At 66.6% G+C, this 23,229-nt stretch carries 18 protein-coding genes and 3 tRNA genes; 4 read left to right on the top strand and 17 right to left on the bottom strand.

Going from position 1 to position 23,229, the window contains the following annotated elements:
• Positions 1-9: 9 nt before the first annotated feature.
• Entirely contained in the window at positions 10-423 is a 414-nt protein-coding gene (locus BLQ74_RS02385) for a carboxymuconolactone decarboxylase family protein (RefSeq protein ID WP_090260466.1), read from the bottom strand.
• Positions 424-542: 119 nt separating this feature from the next.
• Between BLQ74_RS02385 and BLQ74_RS02380 the strand changes: the two genes are divergently transcribed.
• The gene (locus BLQ74_RS02380) at positions 543-1,346 is read left to right on the top strand and encodes a cyclase family protein (protein WP_090260464.1); all 804 of its coding nucleotides are present in this window, start codon (positions 543-545) and stop codon (positions 1,344-1,346) included.
• Positions 1,347-1,434: 88 nt separating this feature from the next.
• Here the strand turns inward: BLQ74_RS02380 and BLQ74_RS02375 are convergent, their stop codons facing one another.
• The 9 genes from BLQ74_RS02375 to BLQ74_RS02335 all read right to left on the bottom strand — a co-directional run bounded on the left by BLQ74_RS02375 (position 1,435) and on the right by BLQ74_RS02335 (position 13,436).
• The gene (locus tag BLQ74_RS02375; RefSeq protein ID WP_090260461.1) at positions 1,435-3,816 is read right to left on the bottom strand and encodes an efflux RND transporter permease subunit; all 2,382 of its coding nucleotides are present in this window, start codon (positions 3,814-3,816) and stop codon (positions 1,435-1,437) included.
• A gap of 14 nt (positions 3,817-3,830) precedes the next feature.
• On the bottom strand, positions 3,831-4,925 hold the full coding sequence (locus BLQ74_RS02370; protein WP_090260459.1) for a YCF48-related protein: 1,095 nt from the start codon (positions 4,923-4,925) through the stop codon (positions 3,831-3,833).
• Between the two features lie 295 nt (positions 4,926-5,220).
• On the bottom strand, positions 5,221-6,582 hold the full coding sequence (locus tag BLQ74_RS02365; RefSeq protein ID WP_090260457.1) for a DUF1329 domain-containing protein: 1,362 nt from the start codon (positions 6,580-6,582) through the stop codon (positions 5,221-5,223).
• Between the two features lie 156 nt (positions 6,583-6,738).
• A complete protein-coding gene (gene pepN / locus BLQ74_RS02360) occupies positions 6,739-9,396 on the bottom strand; it encodes an aminopeptidase N (RefSeq protein WP_090260455.1) in 2,658 nt (885 codons plus the stop codon).
• A gap of 55 nt (positions 9,397-9,451) precedes the next feature.
• A complete protein-coding gene (locus BLQ74_RS02355; protein ID WP_212633119.1) occupies positions 9,452-10,285 on the bottom strand; it encodes a DUF2797 domain-containing protein in 834 nt (277 codons plus the stop codon).
• Positions 10,285-10,545, bottom strand: coding sequence for a YeaC family protein (locus BLQ74_RS02350; RefSeq protein ID WP_090260453.1), 261 nt, complete (start codon positions 10,543-10,545; stop codon positions 10,285-10,287). Before BLQ74_RS02350 ends, BLQ74_RS02355 begins: the two co-directional genes overlap by 1 nt.
• A gap of 160 nt (positions 10,546-10,705) precedes the next feature.
• A complete protein-coding gene (locus BLQ74_RS02345; RefSeq protein ID WP_425287471.1) occupies positions 10,706-11,605 on the bottom strand; it encodes a rhomboid family intramembrane serine protease in 900 nt (299 codons plus the stop codon).
• The gene (locus BLQ74_RS02340) at positions 11,569-12,552 is read right to left on the bottom strand and encodes a metallophosphoesterase (protein WP_090260449.1); all 984 of its coding nucleotides are present in this window, start codon (positions 12,550-12,552) and stop codon (positions 11,569-11,571) included. The genes BLQ74_RS02345 and BLQ74_RS02340 overlap by 37 nt, the downstream gene beginning before the upstream one ends.
• Positions 12,549-13,436, bottom strand: coding sequence for an NAD(+) kinase (locus tag BLQ74_RS02335; RefSeq protein ID WP_090260446.1), 888 nt, complete (start codon positions 13,434-13,436; stop codon positions 12,549-12,551). Before BLQ74_RS02335 ends, BLQ74_RS02340 begins: the two co-directional genes overlap by 4 nt.
• Positions 13,437-13,543: 107 nt before the next feature.
• On the opposite strand from BLQ74_RS02335, the gene BLQ74_RS02330 reads away from it, so the two are divergent.
• Positions 13,544-14,500: a DUF1853 family protein gene (locus BLQ74_RS02330; RefSeq protein WP_090260444.1), complete on the top strand. Its 957-nt coding sequence runs from the start codon at positions 13,544-13,546 to the stop codon at positions 14,498-14,500.
• Positions 14,501-14,531: 31 nt separating this feature from the next.
• Here the strand turns inward: BLQ74_RS02330 and BLQ74_RS02325 are convergent, their stop codons facing one another.
• From BLQ74_RS02325 to BLQ74_RS02315, 3 genes are all read right to left on the bottom strand, one after another.
• On the bottom strand, positions 14,532-15,452 hold the full coding sequence (locus BLQ74_RS02325; RefSeq protein WP_090260442.1) for a 1-aminocyclopropane-1-carboxylate deaminase/D-cysteine desulfhydrase: 921 nt from the start codon (positions 15,450-15,452) through the stop codon (positions 14,532-14,534).
• Positions 15,453-15,494: 42 nt separating this feature from the next.
• On the bottom strand, positions 15,495-16,877 hold the full coding sequence (locus BLQ74_RS02320) for a chromosome partitioning protein ParA (RefSeq protein ID WP_090260440.1): 1,383 nt from the start codon (positions 16,875-16,877) through the stop codon (positions 15,495-15,497).
• 240 nt (positions 16,878-17,117) lie between these two features.
• Entirely contained in the window at positions 17,118-19,154 is a 2,037-nt protein-coding gene (locus tag BLQ74_RS02315; RefSeq protein ID WP_090260438.1) for an NADPH-dependent 2,4-dienoyl-CoA reductase, read from the bottom strand.
• A 271-nt stretch (positions 19,155-19,425) separates the two neighbouring features.
• On the opposite strand from BLQ74_RS02315, the gene BLQ74_RS02310 reads away from it, so the two are divergent.
• Complete coding sequence (locus BLQ74_RS02310) at positions 19,426-20,544, top strand: carbon-nitrogen hydrolase family protein (RefSeq protein WP_090260436.1); 1,119 nt, start codon at positions 19,426-19,428, stop codon at positions 20,542-20,544.
• Positions 20,545-20,553: 9 nt separating this feature from the next.
• Positions 20,554-21,591 (top strand): AraC family transcriptional regulator, encoded by a 1,038-nt coding sequence (locus BLQ74_RS02305; RefSeq protein WP_090260434.1) that lies wholly within the window; start codon positions 20,554-20,556, stop codon positions 21,589-21,591.
• Positions 21,592-21,909: 318 nt separating this feature from the next.
• Here BLQ74_RS02305 and BLQ74_RS02300 read toward each other — a convergent pair.
• From BLQ74_RS02300 to BLQ74_RS02285, 4 genes are all read right to left on the bottom strand, one after another.
• Positions 21,910-21,986: transfer RNA gene (locus BLQ74_RS02300), tRNA-Asp, on the bottom strand.
• A 118-nt stretch (positions 21,987-22,104) separates the two neighbouring features.
• Positions 22,105-22,181 (bottom strand) — tRNA-Asp (locus tag BLQ74_RS02295).
• A 16-nt stretch (positions 22,182-22,197) separates the two neighbouring features.
• Positions 22,198-22,273: transfer RNA gene (locus tag BLQ74_RS02290), tRNA-Val, on the bottom strand.
• 189 nt (positions 22,274-22,462) lie between these two features.
• Positions 22,463-23,224 (bottom strand): SDR family oxidoreductase, encoded by a 762-nt coding sequence (locus BLQ74_RS02285; protein WP_090261163.1) that lies wholly within the window; start codon positions 23,222-23,224, stop codon positions 22,463-22,465.
• Positions 23,225-23,229: the final 5 nt, after the last annotated feature.

Genomic DNA, 23,229 nt, shown 5'->3' with positions numbered 1-23,229 from the left:
GGCAGCGCATCAGCCCGCCGGCGCCAGCACCGCGTCCTTGAACGCCTCGTCCAGCGGCACCTGGTAGCCGATGGCCAGGCGGTTGGTCTCGTTGGCCATGGCCACCACCGCCAGCAGTTCGCCGAGCATGGCGTCGTCCATCCCGGCCTTGCGCGCGGCGGCGCTGTGCGAGCCGATGCAGTAGTTGCAGTTGTTGGTGGCGCTCACCGCGACGTAGATCAGCTCCTTGACCAGTGGATCGAGGCTGCCCGGCGCCATCACCTCCTTGAGGCTTTCCCAGGTCCGCCGCAGGGTCGCCGGATGATTGGCCAGGGCCTTCCAGAAGTTGTTCACGCGGTCGATCCGCCGGGTGGCCATGATGTCGTCGAAAACCGCGCGGACTTCCGCGGACGCTTGTTCGTACTCGATCAGTTGCAGGGACATGCGCAGCGCTCCATATGCTCGAAAAGTTATAAGAATCTAGAAATTAATAATTGGATTATCAAGCTCGCTCTGAAGAAAGATGCAACCTCCATCCGCATCGCATCAAGGAGAGACGCTCCATGCCCCGTTCCCGCCTGACCTGGCCGCTCCTCGCCGCCGCCCTCCTGCCGACCCTGGCCAGCGCCGCGCAACCCGGACTCTGGGACACCTACGCGCAGTTGCACGAACACACTTGGGTCGACCTGACCCATGCCTTCGACAAGGACACCCCGCACTGGAAAGGCTTCGAGCCGATGCAGCGCCAGACCCTCTACACGGTGGACAAGGACGGTTTCCAGGTCGAGCTGTACAGCCATGTCGGCCAATGGGGCACCCACGTCGACCCGCCGCTGCACTTCCACAAGGGCCTGCGCAGCGTCGACCAGATCGAGGTCAAGGAACAGTTCCTGCCGCTGGTGGTGTTCGACATCCACCAGCAGGTGGCGAAGAACCCCGACTATGTGCTCAGCCTCGCCGACGTGAAGGCCTGGGAAGCCAAGCACGGCCCGGTGCCCAAGGGCGCCTTCGCCGCGCTGCGCACGGACTGGTCGAAGCGCTGGCCGGACCAGGCGAAGATGCAGAACCTCGACGCCAAGGGCGTGGCCCACTATCCGGGTTGGAGCAAGGAAGCCCTGGCCTATCTCTACGAGACGCGCAAGATCACCGCCTCCGGCCACGAGACCACCGACACCGATCCGGGCCTGGCCACCAGCAAGGACGACTACTCGCTGGAGTCGTACATCCTCGGCACCAACCACTACCAGATCGAGCTGCTCGACAACCTCGACAAGGTGCCCGAGGCAGGCGCCCTGGCCGTCGTGAGCTTCCCGAAGATCGCCCAGGGCACGGGGTTCCCGGCGCGGGTGTTCGCGATCCTGCCGTAAGCGCGGGCAGCCGGGATGGCCATCCGCCGATCCAGAAAAGACAAAACCGCGGCCGGGGCCGCGGTTTTGTCTTGGGCAACGCTGGCGATCAGTGGGCGAAGATCGACGCCTTCTTCAGCCGCAGCTTCTCCGGTTTGATCAGGAAGCGCGCCAGGGCCGGCAGCAGCCAGAGCGCGCCGAACATGTTCCACAGCAGCATGAAGGTCAGCATCAAGCCCATGTCGGCCTGGAACTTGATCGCCGAGAAGATCCAGGTGGCCACGCCGATGGCCAGGCACAGGCCGGTGAAGAGCACTGCCTTGCCGGTGGATTTCAGGGTCTCGTAGTAGGCCTCCTGCAGAGTCAGGCCCATGCGCAGGAAGGACTCCAGACGGGTGTAGATGTAGATCCCGTAGTCCACGCCGATGCCCACGCCGAGGGCGATCACCGGCAGGGTGGCGACCTTCACGCCGATGCCGAGCATGGCCATCAGGGCATTGCCGAGGACCGAGGTGAGGATCAGCGGCAGGACGATGCACAGGGTCGCGGCGAGCGAGCGGAAGGTGATCAGGCACATCACCGCCACGCAGATGTACACCAGCACCAGGATGGTCAGCTCGGACTGCTTGATCACCTCGTTGGTGGCCGCCTCGATGCCGGCATTACCCGCGGCGAGCTTGAACTTCAGGTCGCCCTTGTCGTTGTCCTTGGCGAACGCCTGCACCGCCTTGACCGCCCGGTCGAGGGTCTCGGCCTTGTGGTCGTTGAGGAACACCAGCAGGGGCGCCAGCGAGCAGTTGGCGTTGAACAGGCCATCGGCGCGGCTGATCGAGTTGTTCAGCACGTCCTTGTTGCGCGACAGGCTTTCCCATTTCAGGTTGCCCTCGTTCATGCCCTTGATCATCTGCTTGGAGACGGTGACCAGGGAGATGGCCGACTGCACGCCCTCGGTGTTTTCCAGCTTCCACGCCAGTTCGTCGATGGCCGACAGGGTGGCGTGGCTGGAGCAGCCTTCCGGCGCCGACTCGACCATCACCACCAGCACGTCGGAGCTGGTCGAGTAATTGCGGATGATGAAGTCGTTGTCGAGGTTGTAGCGCGACTCGGGACGCAGTTCCGGCGCGCCCTGGTCGAGGTCGCCGATCTTCAGGTGATGGCCTTCCCACATGCCGCCGGCGAACATCACCAGGGCGATGAGGATGGACACCGGGGCGACCTTGGAACTGGCGAAGTTGGACAGCAGGCGCCAGAACGGATGGTCGATCACCGCGTCGCGCTTGCTGCGCTCCACCGCGCGCTTGCTGATGCCGATATAGGAGATCGCCACCGGCAGCAGGATCAGGTTGGTGAAGACGATCACCGCCACGCCCACCGACGCGCCGATGGCCAGCTCGCGGATCACGCCGATGTCGATCACCAGCAGGGTGATGAAGCCCACGGCGTCGGCGAGGATAGCGATCATCCCCGGCAGGAACAGTTGGCGGAAGGTGCGCCGCGCCGCCAGCAGCGGGGTTTCCGCATCGCTGGACTGCAGGGCGATACCGTTGATCTTCTGCACACCGTGGGAAATGCCGATGGCGAAGATCAGGAACGGCACCAGCATCGAGTAGGGGTCGAGACCGAAGCCGATGGTGTGCAGCAGGCCGAGCTGCCAGATCACCGCCACCAGGGTGGTGGAGAGCACGGCGATGGTGCTGCGCACGCACTTGGTGAACCACAGCAGCAGCACCAGGGTGATGACGAAGCAGATACCGAAGAAGCCCACCACCATGACCAGGCCATCGATCAGGTCGCCGACCTTCTTGGCGAAACCGACGACGTGGATTTTCACGTTGGGGTTCTGCACCTGGTACTTGTCGCGGATCTTCTCTTCCAGCTCATGGGAGAACTGGCGGTAGTCCAGCTTGAGCAGCTTGCTCTGGTCCTGCGGGTCCGGGTAGACCTCCAGCAGCGGCACGTCGACGATGCTCGACTTGAAGTTGTTCGCCACCAGACGGCCGATCTGCCCGGACTTGAGAACGTTGTTGCGCAGGTTGTCCAGGGCCTTGGCCGAGCCGTCGTAGGTCTGCGGAATGACCTCGCCGCCGGCGAAACCTTCCTCGGTCACTTCGGTCCAGCGAACGCTCGGGCTCCACAGCGACTTGAGGCCGGAACGATCGACGCCGGGGACGTAGAACACCTCGTCGTGGATCTGCCGCAGGGTCTCCATGTACTCCTTGGTGAAGATGTCGCCGTTCACCGCTTCCACCGAGATGCGCACGGTGTTGCCGAGGTTGGAGAGGTCGTTGATGTGGCCCAGCATGTTCTGGATGAACGGATGCTTGAGCGGAATCATCTTCTCGAAGCTGGTCGACGGCCGCACCTGGGTCGCTTGGTAGCCGAGGAAGACGGTCACCAGCAGGCAGAGGAAGATCACCACCGGCCGGTTGTTGAAGATCAGGCGTTCGAGCAGAGTCGCCTTGTCCTGATGATGCGAGTTCACTGCGTTCATTGCGGCTCCCCGGCTTATTGTTGTTCTGTCAGCTCGGCGCCAGTCGCCGAAGCCAGGTGAATGCCGCCCTGACCGACCAGCACCAGGTTGCCGTCGGCGGTGGCGCCGACGCCGGACAGCGCCAGGCGATCGGGACGGTTGTAGATGCTGAAGGTCTGGCCGTCGTCCTTGCTTTCCAGGACGCTGCCGCCGTTGCCGACCACCACCAGGGTGCCGTTGGGCAGCAACGCGCCTTCGGCCAGGCCGAATTCGAGATTGCCATCGCCGGCGACCGGCAGTTCGACCTGCTGCCAGTGGTCACCGAAATCGCTGGAGCGGAACAGGTGTCCACGCAGGCCGTAGACCAGCACGGTGCCGGCCTGGGCGGTGCCGGTCGCGCCGAACAGCGAGCCCTCGTAGGGCCCCTTGAGGCGCTCCCAGGTGGCCCCCCAGTCCTTGGAGCGGAACAGGCTGCCAGACTCGCCGACCACCAGCAGGCCGGAATCCTTCACTGCGGCAATGCCGTTGAGGTGGAACTGGTCTTCGTTGTCCAGGCGCGCGCTGACGTCTTCCCAGCTCGTGCCGCCGTCGTGGGTTTCCAGCAGCGCGCCGTAGGCGCCCACGGCCAGGCCGTGCTGCTCGTCCTGGAACCAGACGTCGAGCAATGGCGCTTCACGCTTGAGGTCCTGGAACTGGCGGGTCCAGGTGGCGCCGGCGTCCTCGCTGACGAGGATCTGCGCGTCATGCCCGACCGCCCAGCCCTTCTTGTCGTTGACGAAGAACACCGCGGTGAGCAGTTGGCGGGTCGGCACCTTGGCCTGGGTCCAGTGCTTGCCGTTGTCGTCGGAGTAGAGAATGTGGCCGTGATCGCCCACCGCGACCAGGCGCTTGCCGGCATGCGCCAGGCTGAGCAGCAGGCTGCTGGTGGCTTTCGCCGAAACGATGGCGTAACTGTCGGTGCCGGCCTCGGCCGCCACGCTGGCGTGCACGGGAGCGGCGCAGAGCCACAGGAGGGAGAACGCACCGAGCAGCGACAGCGACTTGCGCAGCGGCGAACAAGAACACTGGGCCGGCTTGCCAGCCGCGATCGCGGACTGCTCGCTCAAGGCGCGCCAGAGGGGCTCACGCATATGCCTTTACCTCTTCTTTTTATTACTGGCGGATATGGAGTGGGCGTTATATAGCCAGCCTTTGTTCAGGCTGACAATTAACCGCGCGTTATCTTTTGTTAAGAACCAGAACACTCATCCAAAAGGATTAAGAAGTTCCAGAAGCCAGGCGCCACGCGGGTTACAGGGTTTCGCAAAAGGATACCGACAGTAACACTTCGAGCAGTGGCGCCACGGCGAAAACAGGCCACGGGAAGTCTTGCCTCAACTCGCCGCCACCCTGCATGAGCGGCATGCGGAGGCCCCGGGCAGCTGCTCAGCGCGTGCCGCGACGGCGCAGCGCCGAAGGGCTGAAGTAGTCGTCGGCGGGCGACGCCTGGGAGAAATCGAGCGTCTGCGGCTCTTCGTTGTCGAGGTTCTGCACGTGGTAGCGGTGCGCGCGCAGATCGTGGAACACGTCCACTGCGCTCCAGGTGGCGGGCAACTCGTAGAAGTTCTTCAGGTAGGCCATGGATACCCGCCACAGCTCGCCGCGACCGTCGTACTGGTCGACCACCGCGGCGCTCCAACTGTCCTCGTCGAGGAACAGCACGCGCTTGGAATAGATGTGCCGCGCACCGGGCTTCAGGTCGCCTTCCACCACCCAGACCCGGTGCAGCTCGTAGCGCGTGTAGGCGGGGTTGAGGTGATTGGCGCTGAGCAACGCCCGGTAGCTCACCGCCGGACTGGTGATCCGGTAGTTGTCGTAGGGGATGTACAGCTCGCGCTTGCCCAGCAGCTTCCATTCGTAGCGGTCCGGCGCGCCGTTGAACATGTCGCTGTCATCGACGGTGCGCAGTCCGTCGGCCGAGGCAACCGGCGTGTCGTAGGCCAGGTTGGGCGCGCGCCGCACGCGGCGCTGGCCGGCGCTGTAGCCCCACGCCTGGCGCGGCTCGACGACCTGGTCGAGGGTCTCGTGAATCAGCGCGGCATCGCCGGCCAGCCGGGCCGGGCCCTTGGCGAAAGAGAGGACGTAGAACAGGATGTTGTTCAACCCGGCGAAGTCGCCGCCTTGGCGGTAGTACTTGAACAGCGCTTCCTGCTGCGTGGCGACCAGGACGTAGTCGCCGTTGCGCTGTACCGTCGCCTCCGACGCGCGGCGCACCACGTAGGTGCCGCGATAACGGGCGATGTGGTTCCACAACGCTTCCAGGCCGTTCTGCGGCAGCGGAAAGGGAATCCCGCCGAAGGCATCGACGAAGCCGTTGCCCCCCTCCGCCAGCCGGGCGCGGGTGGCATTGGCGAAGGTGTTGTCATACACCCATTGCGGCGCCGAGCCACTGCGCCGGCTCGGGTAGACCGGCATCCGGAAGGTCTCCGGGTAGGTGTTGAACAGGGCGATCTGGCCGGGGCTGAGATTCGCCTTGTACTTGTCCAGGTTGCCCTTGCTGATGGTGAACAGCGGCTTGTCGGCGGCGAACGGATCGATATGGTGCTGAGCGGGCGTATACCCCGCTGGCGCCCGAGTGATGCCGCCGGTCCAGGCCGGGATGCTGCCGGCGGCATTGCCGGCGCGCTCCGCGCCCAGCGGCGTCAGGCTGCCATGCAACTGCGCCGCCGCCTCGGCGGAAACCGCCGCATGGGCAGCGCCGGCGACCGTCAGGGCGAGCGCCGCGGCGATCGAATGCAGGGGGCGCATGGGGGTTCTCCGATGAATCATGCGTTCACAACGAATACCTGGGGCTGACGCCGATCTCATCCTTCGCCCACCGCCGAGCCGCTGGGCGCGGAACCGGCAGGCAACAAAAAAGGTGTTACCGACCCGGTCGGTAACACCTCCGCTGCTTGACCCCGATCAGGCCAGGCTTTTGCTCACCACTTCGTAGACATCGCTGGACAGCTCGCCGGACGCGAGGATGCGCTCCAGCTCGGCGCGCATCTGCGCCTGGCGTGCCGGCGCGTACTTGCGCCAGCGGGTCAGCGGCGCCAGCAGGCGCGAGGCGATCTGCGGATTCAGCGCATTCAGCGTGATCACTTGGTCGGCCAGGAAGCGGTAGCCGGAACCATCGGCGCGATGGAAGTTGATCAGGTTCTGGTTGGCGAAGGCGCCGATCAGCGCACGGATCTTGTTCGGGTTCTTCAGCGTGAAGGCGGCATGCCCCATCAGCGCCTGGACCCGCTCCAGGCCGCCCGGCAGGGTGCAGCCGGCCTGAACGCTGAACCACTGGTCCATGACCAGCGGATTGTCCTGGAAGTAGTCGGCGAACTGCGCCAGGCCCTTGGCCTTCTCCGCCTCGAACGGCGAATTGACCAGCACTGCCAGGGCGGTGAGGCGTTCGGTCATGTTGTCGCAGGCCTCGTACTGCTCCAGGCAGGCGGCCAGGACGTCCGGCTTCTCGCTGAGCATCAGGTAGGACAGCGCGATGTTCTGCAGGCTGCGCCGGGCGATGTGCTCGGCTTCGGCGACGTAGGCGGTCTTGCGCGAGGCCTCGCGGTTGGCTTGGTAACGCTGCCAGAGCGGCTCGTACAGGGCCTCGGCGATACGCCGGCGGGCGAACTCGCGGGCGACGTGGATGGCCTCGACGTCGGCCTCCTCGCTCAGCTCGGTGAGGTAGGCCTCGCTGGGCAGCGACAGCATCTCGGCGACCATCGCCTGGTCCAGGCCGTTGTCCTGCAACAGGGTACGGAAGGCGACCAGCAGACGCTCATCGAGCAGCAGCGCATCGCCACGCTGGCGCTGACCGACCAGTTCCTGCAGCACCTGCACGGAGAGCTGCTGGCCGGCCTCCCAGCGGTTGAAGCCGTCCTCGTCGTATTGCATGAGGAACATCAATTGGTCGCGGTCGTAGGGGAAGCTCAGCTTGACCGGCGCGGAGAAGCCGCGCAGCAGCGAGGGCAGCGGCTTCGCCTGCAGACCGACGAAGCTGAAGGACTGCTCGGCCTGGTCGATCTGCAGCACGCGGTTGCTGCCATGGGCGTGTTCCTCGCCCTCCAGGCGCAGCGGCAAGGGATTGCCGAGGTGGTCCAGCAGGCCCATTTCCACCGGGATGACGAAGGGCTGCTTGTCTTTCTGTCCCGGGGTCGGCGGGCAGCTCTGGCGGAATGTCAGGGTGTAGCGTCCGCTCGCCGCGTCGAAGTCCTCGGACACCGCCAGGCGCGGGGTGCCGGACTGGCTGTACCAGCGCTTGAACTGGCTCAGGTCGACGCCGTTGGCATCTTCCATGGCCTTGACGAAGTCGTCGCAGGTCACCGCCTGGCCGTCATGGCGCTGGAAGTACAGGTCGCTGCCCTTGCGGAAGCCCTCGGCGCCGAGCAGGGTATGGATCATGCGTACCACTTCCGAGCCCTTCTCGTAGACGGTCAGGGTGTAGAAGTTGGAAATCTCGATGAAGGAGTCCGGGCGCACCGGATGGGCCATCGGGCCGGCATCCTCGGCGAACTGGTTGGTGCGCAGGAAAGCCACGTCCTCGACGCGCTTGACCGTGCGCGAGTTCATGTCGGCGGAGAATTCGCTGTCGCGGAACACCGTGAAGCCTTCCTTGAGCGACAGCTGGAACCAGTCGCGGCAGGTCACGCGGTTGCCTGACCAGTTATGGAAGTATTCGTGGGCGACCACGCCCTCGACGCGCTGGTGCGCGGCGTCGGTGGCGGTCTCGGCCTTGGCCAGCACGCAACTGGAGTTGAAGATGTTGAGCCCCTTGTTCTCCATGGCGCCCATGTTGAAGTCGTTGACCGCGACGATCATGAAGATGTCCAGGTCGTACTCGCGACCGTAGACCTTCTCGTCCCAGCGCATGGCCTTCTTCAGGCTGTCCATGGCGTGCTGGCACTTGTCGATGTTTTCCGGCTCGACATAGATGCGCAGGGCCACCTCACGCTCGCTCAGGGTGGTGAAGCTGTCTTCCACGCACCAGAGGTCGCCGGCGACCAGGGCGAACAGGTAGGCCGGCTTCTTGAACGGGTCCTGCCAGGTCGCCCAGTGCCGTCCGCCCTCTTCCGCGCCGCTGGCCACCGGGTTGCCGTTGGACAGCAGCACCGGGTAGGCATGCTGCTCGGCGGACAGCGTGGTGGTGAAGCTGCTCATCACGTCCGGGCGGTCGAGGTAGTAGGTGATCTTGCGGAAGCCTTCGGCCTCGCACTGGGTGCAGAACATCGTGCCGGACTTGTACAGGCCTTCCAGGGCGGTGTTGCTTTCCGGGTGGATGCGCACCGTGCTGTCGACGGTGAAGGTCCTGGCGGTCGGCTGCAGGGTCAGGTGGCTGTCGTCGAGCTGGTACTCGCCCTCGTCCAGCACGCGGTCGTCCAGGGCCACCCAGAGCAGCTCCAGTTGCTGGCCGTCGAGCACCAGCGGCGGCAGGCCGTCGCCGAGTTCCGGGTTGCGTCGCATGACCAGTTGCGCATGGACCAGGGTGTGATCCTCGTACAACTCGAAGGTCAGGTTGGTCTCGTCGATCAGGTAATCGGGCGCCTGATAATCCTTGAGGTAGATGACTTTCGGTTGTTCGGTACGCATGGCTTGTGGCCCCTTGGCAAGACGACCGGCGGATCACGCCGGCCGGGAGAACACGTTAAGCACTGACGGCGAGTTGGTACGCCGTGTACTTGCGGATATTGATGACGCCGGTATCGAAGATCAGGTACTGGCCCTTGATGCCGTGCAGGGTACCCTCGACCACCGGCGTCTTGTCCAGATCGAAACTGGCGATCTTCGCCGGATAGGCCTGCACCGGGTAGGCGATCTCGATGGGTTCGAGGTCGCTCAGCGGCTGGATCGCCTGCAGGCCGAAGCGCTGCTGCAGGTCGCGCAGCCCCTCGGCGCAGCGATCGAACAACTGCTCGCGGATCGCCACCAGGTCGAGCGGCTCGGCCTCGCCCTTGAGCAGCGCGCGCCAGTTGGTCCGGTCGGCGACCTGGCTGCGCAGCAGGTCTTCGACGAAGCCGGACTGCTGGCGGATGGCCACCCGCAGGATCGGCAGGGCCTGGCGCGCGCCCTGGTCGATCCAGCGGGTCGGCACCTGGCTGGCGCGGGTGATGCCGACCTTCACGCCCGAGGAGTTGGCCAGGTAGACCACGTGATCGGTCATGCAGAAGCGCTCGCCCCACTCCGGCTCGCGGCAACTGCCCTCGAAGAAGTGGCACTTTTCCGGGCTGACGATGCAACTGTCGCATTGCGCCAGCTTGCTGAAGCACGGGTAGCAGTAGCCCTGGCTGAAGCTCTTCTTGGTCTTGCGCCCGCAGTGGGTGCAGAAGATCGCGCCGAGGTACTCCAGGCGCAGGGTCTTGCCCAGCAGCGGATTGACCGGCAGCTCCTCTTCGCCGAGGCGCAAGGCGTACTGCACGGGACCGGGGCTATCCAGGCGCGCCGACATTTTGCTCAGGGCGCCACGTCCGAGTTCGATCATCAGTGCAGGGCGTTGGATTTGAACAGCAGGTTGGGGATCGGCTCGGCGTGCGAGGCGCACTCCTGCGGCCCCATGTAGCCGGTGCGCTGGTCCTCGGGGAGGTTCTGCTCCTCCCAGGCGATCATCGCCTGCAGGCACAGTTCCCGCTGTTCCTGGCTCAGCTTGCGGCCGTCCGGCCACTTGCCGATCTCCACGGCGAGCTTGAGGCTCTCGTAGATTTCCGGGGTGATGTTCTCGATGGTTTCGGCGAAGGACGACATGGGCCGGCTCCTGGGAAAGGACAAAGCCGGCATTCTACCGGGCCCGGCGCTTTGGCGCACGGGCAGAGGTCAGGCGGTAGCGGCTTTGCCTGGGGCGCGCGAGCCGTGGGACGGCATGTGGCGAAGCGATCCCCATCGGCAGCGGATAGGGATCGCCGGCTCAAGCCGGCCGGCGACGCGCCAGCAGACCGCCGAGCAGGCCGCTCAGGCAGCCGGCGAGCAGGCCGCCGACATGCGCGCCGTTGGCGATGGAGCCGAAGCCGAGCAGGTCGATCACCCCGGACAGGCACACCAGCAGCCAGATCAGCATCATGCCCACCACGCCCTTGGGCAGACGGTAGGCCGGGGTCGGCGCCAGCCACTGGAAGATCCAGCAGTGCCCGAGCAGCCCATAGAGCACCCCCGACAGGCCGCCGAACAGGCTCGGACCGGACGCCAGATACTGGGCGACGTTGGACACCAGGCCGAAGCCCAGGCTCAGGCCGAGCAGCATCGGGCCACCCTGGCGGTACTCGATGCGCCGGCCAAGCTCCCAGTACCACATGGCGTTCATCGCCAGGTGCAGCCAGCCGAAATGGATCAGCATCGGCGTCAGCAGGCGCCACCACTGACCGGCCGCCAGGCCATCGGCCAGCGGCCGGAACAACACGCGGTCCTCGCCGACCAGGCGGAAGTCCTGGAAGGTCAGCCAGTGCAGGGTGTCCGGGTTGCTGCCGAGCAGGGTCAGGGCGGCGACTACGAAGGTCACCAGCAGCACCGCGGAGGTGGCCTTGCTGGCCTTGACCTGTTGCAGGAAGGCGCCGCCGCGGCGCCCCGGCTCGACCCTGCCGACGAGCTGCGGATCGCCCTCGGGATAACGCCGGTAAAGCTCGCGCACTTGCTCGGCGAAACGCTCGTCGGGCACCCAGAGCACCTGCTCGCCGGCCTCTTCACTGACCCGGAAGGGCAGGTTCAGGCGCTGCAACAGACCGACGAACCCGGCCAGGTCCGTCGACAATGGCAGGCGCATCGCTTCGACCGCACTCACTCGTTCTCTCCCGGACGCGTCACGTCCACCCATACGAATTTATCGCGCTGCAGGCGTGTTTCGTCATCCAGGCGATAGGCCACCAGCTTGCCGTACATCACCGCGCTGTAGTCCAGGCAGGCCAGGTTCGGGCGGATCGGCGCGGGCGTGCCGCGGCGCCAGTAATGGCCGACGAACAGCAGCGGCTGGTCGTCGCCGTAACTGAGCAGGCTGGACTTCTGCTCGGCGCTCAGGCGCTCGCTGGCCACCTCGTCGGGCAGCGCATCGGGCTGGAAGACGATGTCGCCGTAGGTCTCCGGCTCGCGGTCCTCGGCCCAGAACTTGGTACGGAAGAAGGCGCGGGTGTAGCCGTCGCTGCTGGTCAGGGTCATGCCGTTCGGCAGGCGCATGTCGGTGCCGCGCAGCAGGCGGTTGCAAGCCTGGTAGGCGAAGCTGCCGTGTTCGGCGGTGGCCTTGATGAAGTCCATGTCGATGCGCCCGTCGGGGAACTGCTGGCGGAGCGTGTCGATCAGCCCGCCGTCCCAGCAGGCATGGACCATGCGGAAACGCCCGGCATCGAGGAACAGCGGCAAGTCCTGGAACCAGGCGAGGAAGTCCTGCCAGTCGCGCGGATGGTCGACGAACTGATCCAGCGTCTCCTGGATCAGCCGGGCGTGGCGCGGCGTGTGCTCGCGCACGTACTGGTGGCCGCTGCCCGGCGGCGCCGGTGTGGACCAGCCGAGCAGGTTGAATTCATGGTTGCCCATGATGCACAGGGCTTCGCCGGCGGCGACCATGTCGTGCACCCGGTGCAACGCTTCGCGGATGCGCGGGCCACGGTCGACGATATCGCCGAGGAACAGCGCCTGCCGCCGCGGATGGCGCCAGACGCCGCCGCGCAACTGGTAGCCGAGGCGCTCCAGCAGGCGGTCGAGGGTGTGTGCACAGCCATGGACGTCACCGATCAGGTCGTAGCCACGGCCAGGGTCGAGTTCGGTCACTCGTTGCCCCCGAGGCGGCTGCCCCAGCCCAGTTTGGTCCGGCAGACTTCGTAGTAGTTGTGGTCGATCGGGTGGATCAGGCGCAGCTTGTGCGGCTTCTTGCTCACCGTGACCATGTCGCCGGGCGCGCAGGTGAAGTGGTTCTGCCCGTCGCAGGACACCTGCGGGTAAATCTGCAGGTTCGGCGACACCACGATCTTCAGTTCGCTGTTGCCGTCGACCACGATCGGCCGGCTCGACAGGGTGTGCGGATACATCGGCACGATGACGATGGCATCCAGCTTCGGATGCATGATCGGCCCGCCGGCGGACAGCGCATAGGCGGTGGAGCCGGTCGGCGTGGCGACGATCAGGCCGTCGGCCTTCTGGCTGCAGACGAACTGGCCGTCGATGTGCAGTTCGAACTCGATCATCCGCGTCGACTTGCCGGGGTGCAGCACCACATCGTTGAGCGCGTCGCCCTGGCCGATGGACTCGCCGTGGCGGCGCACCTGGGCATCGAGCAGGAAGCGGCTCTCGACGATGTACTGGCCGCCAAGCACTTCGGCGACCTTGGATTCCAGCTCGTCCGGGCGGATGTCGGTGAGGAAGCCCAGGCTGCCCCGGTTGATGCCCAGCACCGGCACCTTGTGCCGGGCCAGCGCGCGCGCCGCGCCGAGCATGCTGCCGTCGCCGCCGACGACGATCACCAGATCGCAGATCTCGCCCATGATTTTCCGCGAGCAGGTCTGCAGGCCATGGCCGGGGAGGACTTCGGCGATGGTGTCTTCGAGGATCACATGCAGATGCCGCTCGATGAGGAAGCGCTTCAGCCGGCGAATGGTTTCCAGCACCTGCGTGCTGCCGAGGCGGCCGATGATGCCGATATTGCGGAAGGGTTCCATGAGACTCCTGGCGGCTGTGCGAGGCGGGAATGCGCGGGATTATGGGCGAAACGCCCGAACAGCGGCAAACTCACGCATCCATTGCCATCCCCGGCTAGTCTGCACAGATGAATTGCGCACCGCTCCCGTCACCCGCCTGGCTCGACGAATTGCTGCAACGCCTGCGCCAACCCCAGGTCCGCGACCTCGCCTGGACGCTGCTGTCGGCGCCCCTGCTGCAGCGCACCGCCCTGCCCCAGCGCCACCCGCTGGCCGCCAGCCGCTGGCTCGGCGAACCGCAGCGCCTGGCCGATTGGCTGCTGGCCCTGGAGCAGGCCCCGGAAGGCCTGCGCGCCTGGCTGCAAGCGGCGCCGCAGCAACGCCTGGGACGCTACTACGAACGGCTCTGGCAATTCGCCCTGGGGCAGGCGCCGGACCTGCGCCTGCTGGCCGCCAACCTGGTGGTGCGCGAGCACGGCCATACCCTCGGCGAGCTGGACCTGCTGCTGGAGGACGATGACGGCCTGCACCACCTGGAACTGGCCATCAAGCTCTACCTCGGCCCGGCCCGCGCCGGCCCGCGCGAATGGCTCGGGCCCGGCAGCGAAGACCGCCTGGCGAACAAACTGCAACACCTGTACCGGCACCAGTTGCCGCTGTCGTCGACGCCCGAGGGCCGCGCGCTGATCGCCGCCTACAGCACGGCACCGGTGCAGGCCGCGCTGTGGCTCGGCGGCTATCTGTTCTACCCCTGGGCGGAAGCCTGTCGGCCGCCACCCGGGGCCGACCCGGCGCACCTGCGCGGACACTGGCTGCACCGCCGCGACTGGCCGGACTACCGGCGCCAGCGCGGCGGCCGCTGGCAGCCGCTGCCACGCGGCGAATGGCTGGCGCCGGCACGCAAAGCGCCGGCGCAGTGCTGGAGCGATGAAACCCTGGAGAGCTGGCTGCAGCAATTGCCGATGGATGCCTTCCCGCAGTTGCTGGCGCGCCTGGAAGAAAGCGACGGCGAGTGGTGGGAGCGCGAACGGCTGTTCCTGGTCGGCGACCACTGGCCACAGGTGCACAACGGCTATTCGCGCTGAACGACCCTGGCGCCGGCGCCCCTTCCGCCGCCTAGACAGGACGCTCGGCTGCCGCGGCCAGCCGCTGTAAGCGCTGCTCCATGGCGCGGCGGCCCTGCAGGCCGCCGGAGTGCACGGCGATCAGGCGACTGCCGCGGGCGATCCGCCCGGCGCGCAGTTCATCGTGCAGCGCCAGCAGCAGCTTGCCGGTGTACAAGGGCTCCAGCACCACCCCGCTGGCCGCCTGGAAATCAGCCATGAAGCGCGCCAGTTCGCCATCGACCTTGCCGAAGCCGCCGCGGCTGGCATCCAGCAGCCGGTAGCCGGCGTCGGCTCGACCGGCCTCGCCCAGCAGGCGCGGCAGCATCTGCTCGACGCCGTGTCCACGCGGCACCGCCAACGCGCCTATCAGCTCATGGGCCCCGGCCTCGCCAATGAGCAGGCCGGCCAGGGTGGTGCCGGTGCCGCAGGCAACCCAGAGCTGTTGGTAGTCGCGCCAACCGATGAGCGGCAATTGCTCGCGCAGGTGCGCCACCAGCCCGGCGCATCCCTCCGCCCCCGCCAGCCCGCCACCGCCCTCGTCCACCGGCAGCAGTCGCGGGTAACGCTCGCGCCAGGGCGTCCAGAAACCCGGCGCATGGCGCTCGCGATAGCCGGCATAACCGAGCCAGTGCAGGTGCATGCCGAATGCGTGCAGGTCACGCACCGTCGGGGTGTCCTGCTCCAGGCCACGTAACAGTCCAACCGTGGCGAAACCGAAACGCGCACCGGCGGCGGCCAGGGCGTGCAGGTGATTGGAATGGGCGCCGCCGAGGCTGATCAGCCCGTCGCAGCCGCGCTCGGCGGCCTGCCGCAGGTAGGGCGCGAGCTTGAACCATTTGTTGCCGGACACCTGCGCGTCGACCAGGTCCAGGCGCAGCAGGGCCAACTCGACGCCGGCCTCATCCAGCCAGTCGAGTCGCACGGGGTGCAGGGTCGGGCGCGGGCGCCAATCGGGGAACTGCAGGATGACGACCTATCCGCTGGTGACGCTGCGCAGGCGCCCGCCGCTCTTGTGCCGGCTGCAACAGTTGCTGTCGCCGATGATGAAGCGTCCGGGGGTATCCACGCGGTCGATCGGCAAGGCACAACGCTCGCCGTTGGACAGACGCCCGTCGCACGTCGGCTGCTGGTAGTGCGCCAGCCATTGCCGGTACTGATCCTCGGAAACCAGGCATTTGGCCGCGGCGTAGGCCATGGGGTTTTCCTGGTAGCGGCCGATGTCCTGCAACGGAATGGTCAGGTGCCCGGCGCCCGGATGGTAGACGACGAAGATCACCCCCAGGGCGGCGAGTCGCTCCAGCGCCGCATGGTCGGCGCTACCGGCCTTGGCCGCCAGGCTGACGAGTTCCCGGCGCAGGGCCTCGTTATCCAATTGCAGCTGTCGGTCCAGTTCGTTGCGGTAGCTCAGCTCGGCATCGCGGATGGCCACCTGTTCCTTGTATTGCGCGACCACCGCGGCGACCTTGGCATTGGCCTCGTCCTCGAACTGCGCGCGCAACTCCTCCAGCTCGGTGCGCCCCTGCTGTTCGATGCTGCGCAGTTGCGCGGTCAATTCCTCGCGGCCGCGCTGGAAACCATCGATCCGCTCGTCCAGCTCCTTGCGCAGCCCGGCATTGATCTCTTCTTCGCGCTTGAGCCCCTGGCGCAACGCAGCCAGTTCGGCCTGCAACACCGAGATCTGCTCGTCGGCGCTCAGGCGCAGGCGCTCCAGTTCCTCCTGGTGCTGCCGGCCAAGGTCGGAGAGATGCGATTCCTGCCGGCTGAGCAATTCGGCGGTCTGCTGCCGGTGCTCCTCGAGCATTGCCTCGGCCAGTTTTTCCGCCTGCTCGCGGGCTTCCTCGGGCGGCGCGTACCACTGGTGCTCGGCGGCCATCTGCAAGCGTTCCGGCTCGACCGCAGCCGGCACCTCCTCAACCAGCAGGCCGAGGTTATTGCGCTTGATCGCATCGCGGATCATCGCCAGGTGGTTGTTGCCGGAAACCAGGCTGGGGTCCCACAGGTGCATCTGGTGCCAGGACACCGGGCACTGGCTGCGGCACGCCAGGCGAATGGGCCCGGCGCCCATGTCCGGGCCCCGTCCGGCGCGCTCGGCGAGCTGCCGCAGGGGCAGGTTCCAGCCACGGTCGGCGGCGCCGCTTTCGTCGAAGTCGAGGTAGAAGAACACCGTCGCCTTGACCTGCAGGCGCGGGTTGATCAGCACGTAGGCCAGGCGCAACTGCTGGTCGGTGAATTCGGGCATCTGCACGATGTTGTCGAGCACCGCCTCGAACTCGGGGTAGAGCATCTCCTTGCAGACCCCGAGATCATTGAAGAACACCACGGCCTCGACCATCTGCGGCTTCTTCTGGATGCTCATGGCTGGACCTCTGACGGTGCGGATAGGATCGGCAGGGTGGCGCCAGCCATGGGCCGGCGGCGGGACATGGGACGCCCGCTACTGGGCCAAGTCTAGGGGAAAAAATGTCGCAGGCAATGTGATTGGGTTGGCAGTCACCCCGCCCGTTGCGCGCGGGGCGACGTGCGGCGGGGCGAAACTGTGACCCGGTCGCCGCTTCCTCGCCGGCCGGGACACCCGAGGGCGTCCCGGCCGGGTCGCTCAAAGCTCGGCGGCCAGGCGCGAGCCCTGGTTGATGGCACGCTTGGCGTCCAGCTCGGCCGCCACGTCGGCACCGCCGATCAGGTGCACCCTCTGCCCGGCGGCAACCAGCCCATCGTGCAGCTCACGCAGGGGTTCCTGGCCGGCGCAGAGGATCACCGTGTCCACGGGCAGCACCTGCGGCTCGCCTTCGCCGACACGGATATGCAGGCCAGCGTCGTCGACCTTCAGGTACTCGACGCTGTTGAGCATCTGCACCTGCTTGTTCTTCAGTCCGGTGCGGTGAATCCAGCCGGTGGTCTTGCCCAGGCCGTCGCCGACCTTGGACTTCTTGCGCTGCAGGAGGAACACCTGGCGCGCCGCCGCATGCGGCTTGGGCTGGATGCCGGCGACACCGCCACGGGCGTTGAGCGCTTCATCGATGCCCCACTCCTTCCAGAAGGCGTGGCGGTCCAGGCTGGTCGACTCGCCGGCGTGGGTGATGTACTCGGAAACGTCGAAGCCGATGCCGCCCGCGCCGATCACCGCGACCTTGTTACCGACCGGCTTGCGCTCGAGGATGGCATCCAGGTAGCTGATCACCTTGGCATTCTCGACACCTGGAATGGCCGGCGTGCGCGGCGTGATGCCAGTGGCCAGGAGAATCTCGTCGAAGCCGCCCTTGACCAGTTCGTCCACGCCCACGCGGGTGTTCAGGCGCACATCGACGCCAGTGGTTTCCAGCTTGCGCTTGAAGTAACGCAGGGTCTCGTAGAACTCTTCCTTGCCCGGCACACGCTTGGCGACGTTGAACTGTCCGCCGATCTCGCCGGCGGCATCGAACAGGGTCACCTGGTGGCCACGCTCGGCGGCCACGGTCGCGGCGGCCAGGCCGGCCGGGCCGGCGCCGACCACGGCGATGTTCTTGACGTGGGTGGTGGGGATGTAATTCAGCTCGGTCTCGTGGCAGGCGCGCGGGTTAACCAGGCAACTGGTCAGCTTGCCGCCGAAGGTGTGGTCCAGGCAGGCCTGGTTGCAGCCGATGCAGGTGTTGATCTCGTCGGCGCGGCCCTCGGCGGCCTTGTTGACGAAGTCCGGGTCGGCGAGGAACGGCCGGGCCATGGACACCATGTCGGCGTCCCCCTCGGCGAGGACCTGCTCGGCGACCTCCGGGGTATTGATGCGGTTGGTGGTGATCAGCGGGATCGACACCTCGCCACGCAGCTTGGCGGTGACCTTGGTGAAGGCCGCGCGCGGCACCTTGGTGGCGATGGTCGGGATACGCGCTTCGTGCCAGCCGATACCGGTGTTGATGAGGGTCGCCCCGGCCTGCTCGATGGCCTTGGCCAGCAGGACGATCTCGTCCCAGGTGCTGCCGCCTTCGACCAGGTCGAGCATGGACAGGCGGTAGATGATGATGAAGTTCGGCCCGACCGCCTCGCGCACGCGGCGGACGATCTCCACCGGCAGGCGCATGCGGTTTTCATAGCTGCCGCCCCAGCGGTCGGTGCGCTGGTTGGTGTGGGCGACGAGGAACTGGTTGATGAAGTAGCCTTCCGATCCCATGATCTCGACGCCGTCGTAGCCGGCCTCCTGGGCCAGGCTGGAGCAATTGACGAAGTCGCGGATCTGCTTCTCGATGCCCTCCTCGTCCAGCGCGTGCGGCTTGAACGGGTTGATCGGCGCCTGGATGGCGCTCGGCGCCACGGATTTCGGGCTGTAGGCATAGCGCCCGGCATGCAGGATCTGCATGCAGATCTTGCCGCCCGCCTCATGCACCGCCTGGGTGACGATGCGGTGCTTGTCGGCCTCTTCGCGGGTGCTCAGCTTGGCTGCGCCGGCATAGACGCCACCCTCCTCGTTCGGCCCGATGCCGCCGGTGACCATCAGGCCGACGCCGCCACGGGCGCGCTCGGCGAAATAGGCCGCCATGCGCTCGAAACCGTTGGGGCGCTCCTCCAGGCCGGTATGCATGGAGCCCATCAGGGTGCGGTTACGCAGGGTGGTGAAGCCCAGGTCCAGGGGCGCGAGCAGGTGCGGGTAACGGGCGGCGGTCATACATCCTCCACATCGGGCATGGCATTTCACGGGGTGCCGCGGCCTACGGTGGGCCGCGATCGATAGGGGGCAGGCGCCAGGCGCCTGCGCAGGTCCGGCTGGGCGCGGCGGAACCAGGCTCCGCCCGGCGCATCAGATCCTGAGCAGACTCTAAGCAGAGCCCCCGCCCCGCTCAATGATCGAAAGTGACAACTTACTGATCGCAGGTGACAGGCCGGCTTGGCAAGCCAGCGACTCTCCCCTACCCTGAGAGCCAATCCCGGAGCCCCGCATGCGCAAGCTGATCTTCCTCATCCTGGTCACCCTCTTCGCCAGTTACGCCGGCTGGGCCGAACGCCGCCCGGTCGGGCACTACCTGTCCGATCTGCGTAGCCAGGTGGTGCTGAATGTCGGCGAACCCTCCGCGCGCGGCAATCTGCTGGGCATCCAGCCGGAACTCTATAGCGCTGACTACCAGAGCCAGGAGCGCCTGCGCCTGAAGCTCGCCGCCTACCTGGAAAACGCCCGCGGCCAGGGCCTGCTGGGCCCGCGCACGGTGGTGGTCTTCCCCGAACACATCGGCACCTGGCTGGTCGCCGCCGGGGAAAAGCCGGAGGTCTACAGCGCCGAGCGCCTGAGCGATGCCATGCACTGGATGGCGGTGAGCAATCCGCTGAAACTGGCCCGCGGCTGGCTCGCCGCCAAGGGCGATGAGCGCCTCGCCGACGCCCTGTTCCGCATGAAGGCGGTGGACATGGCGCACGACTACCAGACGCTGTTCGGCGGCCTGGCCCGGGAATTCGGCGTGACCCTGGTGGCCGGCTCCATCGTCCTGCCCAACCCCTGGGTCGAGGATGGCGTGCTGCGCACCGGCAATGGCCGGCTCTACGACGTCAGCCTGGTCTTCGGCAACGACGGCCGCCCGCTCGGCCAACCACAGCGCAAGGTATTCCCGAGCGACGCGGAGAAAGGCTTCACCCGCGGCGGCCACAGCGACAACCTGCAAGTGCTGGACACCCCGGCCGGACGCCTGGGCGTGCTGATCTGCGCGGACAGCTGGTATCCGCTGAACTATGCGGCGCTCGCCGCCGCCAAGGTCGAACTGCTGGCGGTGCCGGCATTCCTCAGCGGCAACGGCCAGTGGCGCCAGCCCTGGCGTGGCTACAACGGTGGCGCCACGCCGGCCGACGTGCAACTCAAGCCCGGCCAGCTCAGCGAAGCCGAGGCCTGGGAGCGCCTGGCGCTGCCCGGACGCCTGGCCACGAGCGGCGCCCGCGCCGGCATCACGGTGTTCCTGCGCGGCCAGCTCTGGGACCTGGGCAGCGACGGCCCCGGCCTGGTGGTCAACGCCAGCGGGCACCAGTTGGCCACCGACGGACCCGGCGCCCACCTGCTCAATCTCTGGCTCTAGGTGAGCGAGATGAGCCGTCCCGGTATGCGTCTCGGCGATCTTTCGGTGGGCTTCGTCCACGGTCTGGCCGACGCCCTGGAAGCCAGCGGCGTGCCGCCCCAGGCCCTGCTGCTGCAATACGGCCTGGACCCGGCGCGCCTGGCCGAGCCCGGCGGGCGCCTGTCGATCCCACGCTACATGCGCCTGGGCCATGCCGCCATCCAGCTCAGCGGCGACCCCGCGCTGGGCCTGCGCATGGGCCAGCACAGCCGCATCCAGCAGATCGGCCTGGCGGGTGTCACCGCCGCCCTGGCGCCCAATCTGCGCGCCGCCAGCCGCGCGCTGATCGACTTCGAGCCGCTCTACGCCCAGAACTACCGTGGCCGCTCCAGCCTCGCCGAAGACACCACGGGCGCCTGGCTGCGCTTCTACTCGATCAGCCCGTACAACGCCTACAACCGTTTCGTGGTGGATTCCGTGCTGGCCGGCTGGATCAGCTACCTGGAGCGCATCGCCGGGCAACGGGTACGCGCGCAGAAGGTCGAGATCGAATATCCGGCGCCCGACTGCGCGGCTCGCTACGAGGAGTTCTTCGGCTGCCCGGTGGAGTTTTCCGCCGGCACCAACCAACTGCGCCTGGACCAGGCGAGCCTGGCGCTGGGCAACCGCGAGCACTGCCCGAGCACCTGGCGGCAACTGCAGCAAATCTGTGAAAAGGAACTGGACCAGCTGACCCGCACGCGCAGCCTGCGCGAACGCGTGACCCAACTGCTGGGGCCGCTGCTCAACGGCCGCGAGCCGGACCTGGAAGAGGTCGCCGCCCGCCTCAAGCTGCCGACCTGGACACTACGCCGCAAGCTCGCCGAGGAAGGCACCCAGTTCCGCGCCATCCTCAACGACACGCGCCGCGACCTGGCGATGATCTACATCCGCGACACCGACCTGGCTTTCGGCGAGATCGCCTACCTGCTCGGCTTCGCCTCGGCGGAAGCCTTCCAGCGGGCCTTCAAGCGCTGGAGCGGCCAACCCCCGGGCGAATATCGCCGCGCCCAGCGGCACAGCGCCTGATCACATTTCGGTGGCGTCGTCCGCCGGCTCCACCACGTCCTCTTCGGCACGGTGTTGTTCGAGCAGTTCTTCCTGATAGTCATCCATTGGCTTTCTCCTGACCGTTCGATCCACTTTTTAGCAAAGACTTCAGAAAAATCCTAGGGACCGAAAGTAACGGCTTCGTGACCGTTTCTTTCGCGGCCGATTCGATGCAAGGGGAGTCTCTGGCAGGCAGAACGCAGCCGGCCGCCGGCTGAAGCGCCGGCAAGGCTTGGCGGAGATTTTCCGGGCACAACGAAAAAGCCCCCAGGCATTTCTGCCTGAGGGCTTCGAATATGGCGCAGCGGACGGGACTCGAACCCGCGACCCCCGGCGTGACAGGCCGGTATTCTAACCGACTGAACTACCGCTGCGCGTCGGCTGGACGTTGCCGTCCAAGGGTGTTGCTTCTCTTCCACCTGTCCCGTGCAGCGGAGCTTGCGGCTCGACGTCGCGGCGAGTTCGGGGCTGAACTCCAGGAGAGGGGGAAAATGGCGCAGCGGACGGGACTCGAACCCGCGACCCCCGGCGTGACAGGCCGGTATTCTAACCGACTGAACTACCGCTGCGCGTAACTTGCGAGATTGGTGGGTGATGACGGGATCGAACCGCCGACCCTCTGCTTGTAAGGCAGATGCTCTCCCAGCTGAGCTAATCACCCTTCACTCTCGAAGTGGGGCGCATTCTACCGACGGCAAATCCTAAGTCAATGCCCTGATTGAGTTTTTTTCAAAATATCAGTGAAGCGCCCTGCCCTGGCCGGTTCGGCGGCGTCCGATGCGCTGCGCGCTCCGAACACGCAAAGAAAAAGGGCGACCGTTCGGGTCGCCCTGCTGCACCTGCATCTCGCTCAATCGAGGTAGATCATCTTGCGGGTCATGCCGCCATCGACGACGAACTCCTGACCGGTGATGAAACCGGCGCTGTCGCCGATCAGCCAGGCAACCAGGGACGCGACATCTTCCACGGTGCCGACACGACCGACCGTGTGCTGGTCATGATCCAGCTCGGTCAAGGGCGCGCTGGCGCGCTCGCCGGGATCGCGGGCGTCGATCCAGCCGGGACTGACCGCATTCACGCGGATTTCCGGGCCGAGGCTGGCAGCCAGCGCATGGGTCAGCGAGAGCAATCCGCCCTTGCTCGCCGCATAGGCTTCGGAGTGACGCTCGGACTGATGCGCGCGGGTCGAAGCGATATTGACGATGCAACCGTTGTGCGCGCGCAGGTAGGGCGCGCAGTGCTTGGCCAGCAGCATGGGACCGCTGAGATTGACCGCCAGGGTGCGATTCCACTCACTGAGGGCCAGGCTCTCCAGCGGCGTGGCGCCAGGCCGCGCGATGGCGGCGTTGCAGACCAGCGCATCGAGGCGGCCGAACTGCCCGAGCACCTCGGCGATGGTGACCGCCACCTGGCTCTCCTGCGCGACGTCCAGCGCAGCGAACCAGGCTTTCTCTCCCAGCGCCTCGGCGACCTTGCCGCCACGCTCGCGGTCCTGGTCGACCAGCACCACCTGCCAGCCCTCGGCGATCAGCCAGGCACTGATGCCCAAGCCGATGCCACGCGCCGCGCCGGTAACCAGCGCGACCTTGCCGTTGCCGATGATGGAAGCCAGATCGC

It is taken from the genome of Pseudomonas panipatensis (assembly GCF_900099785.1).
GTDB lineage: Bacteria > Pseudomonadota > Gammaproteobacteria > Pseudomonadales > Pseudomonadaceae > Pseudomonas > Pseudomonas panipatensis.
Note: the sequence above shows the minus strand (reverse complement) of the source record. Positions and strands in the feature narration are given on the sequence as shown.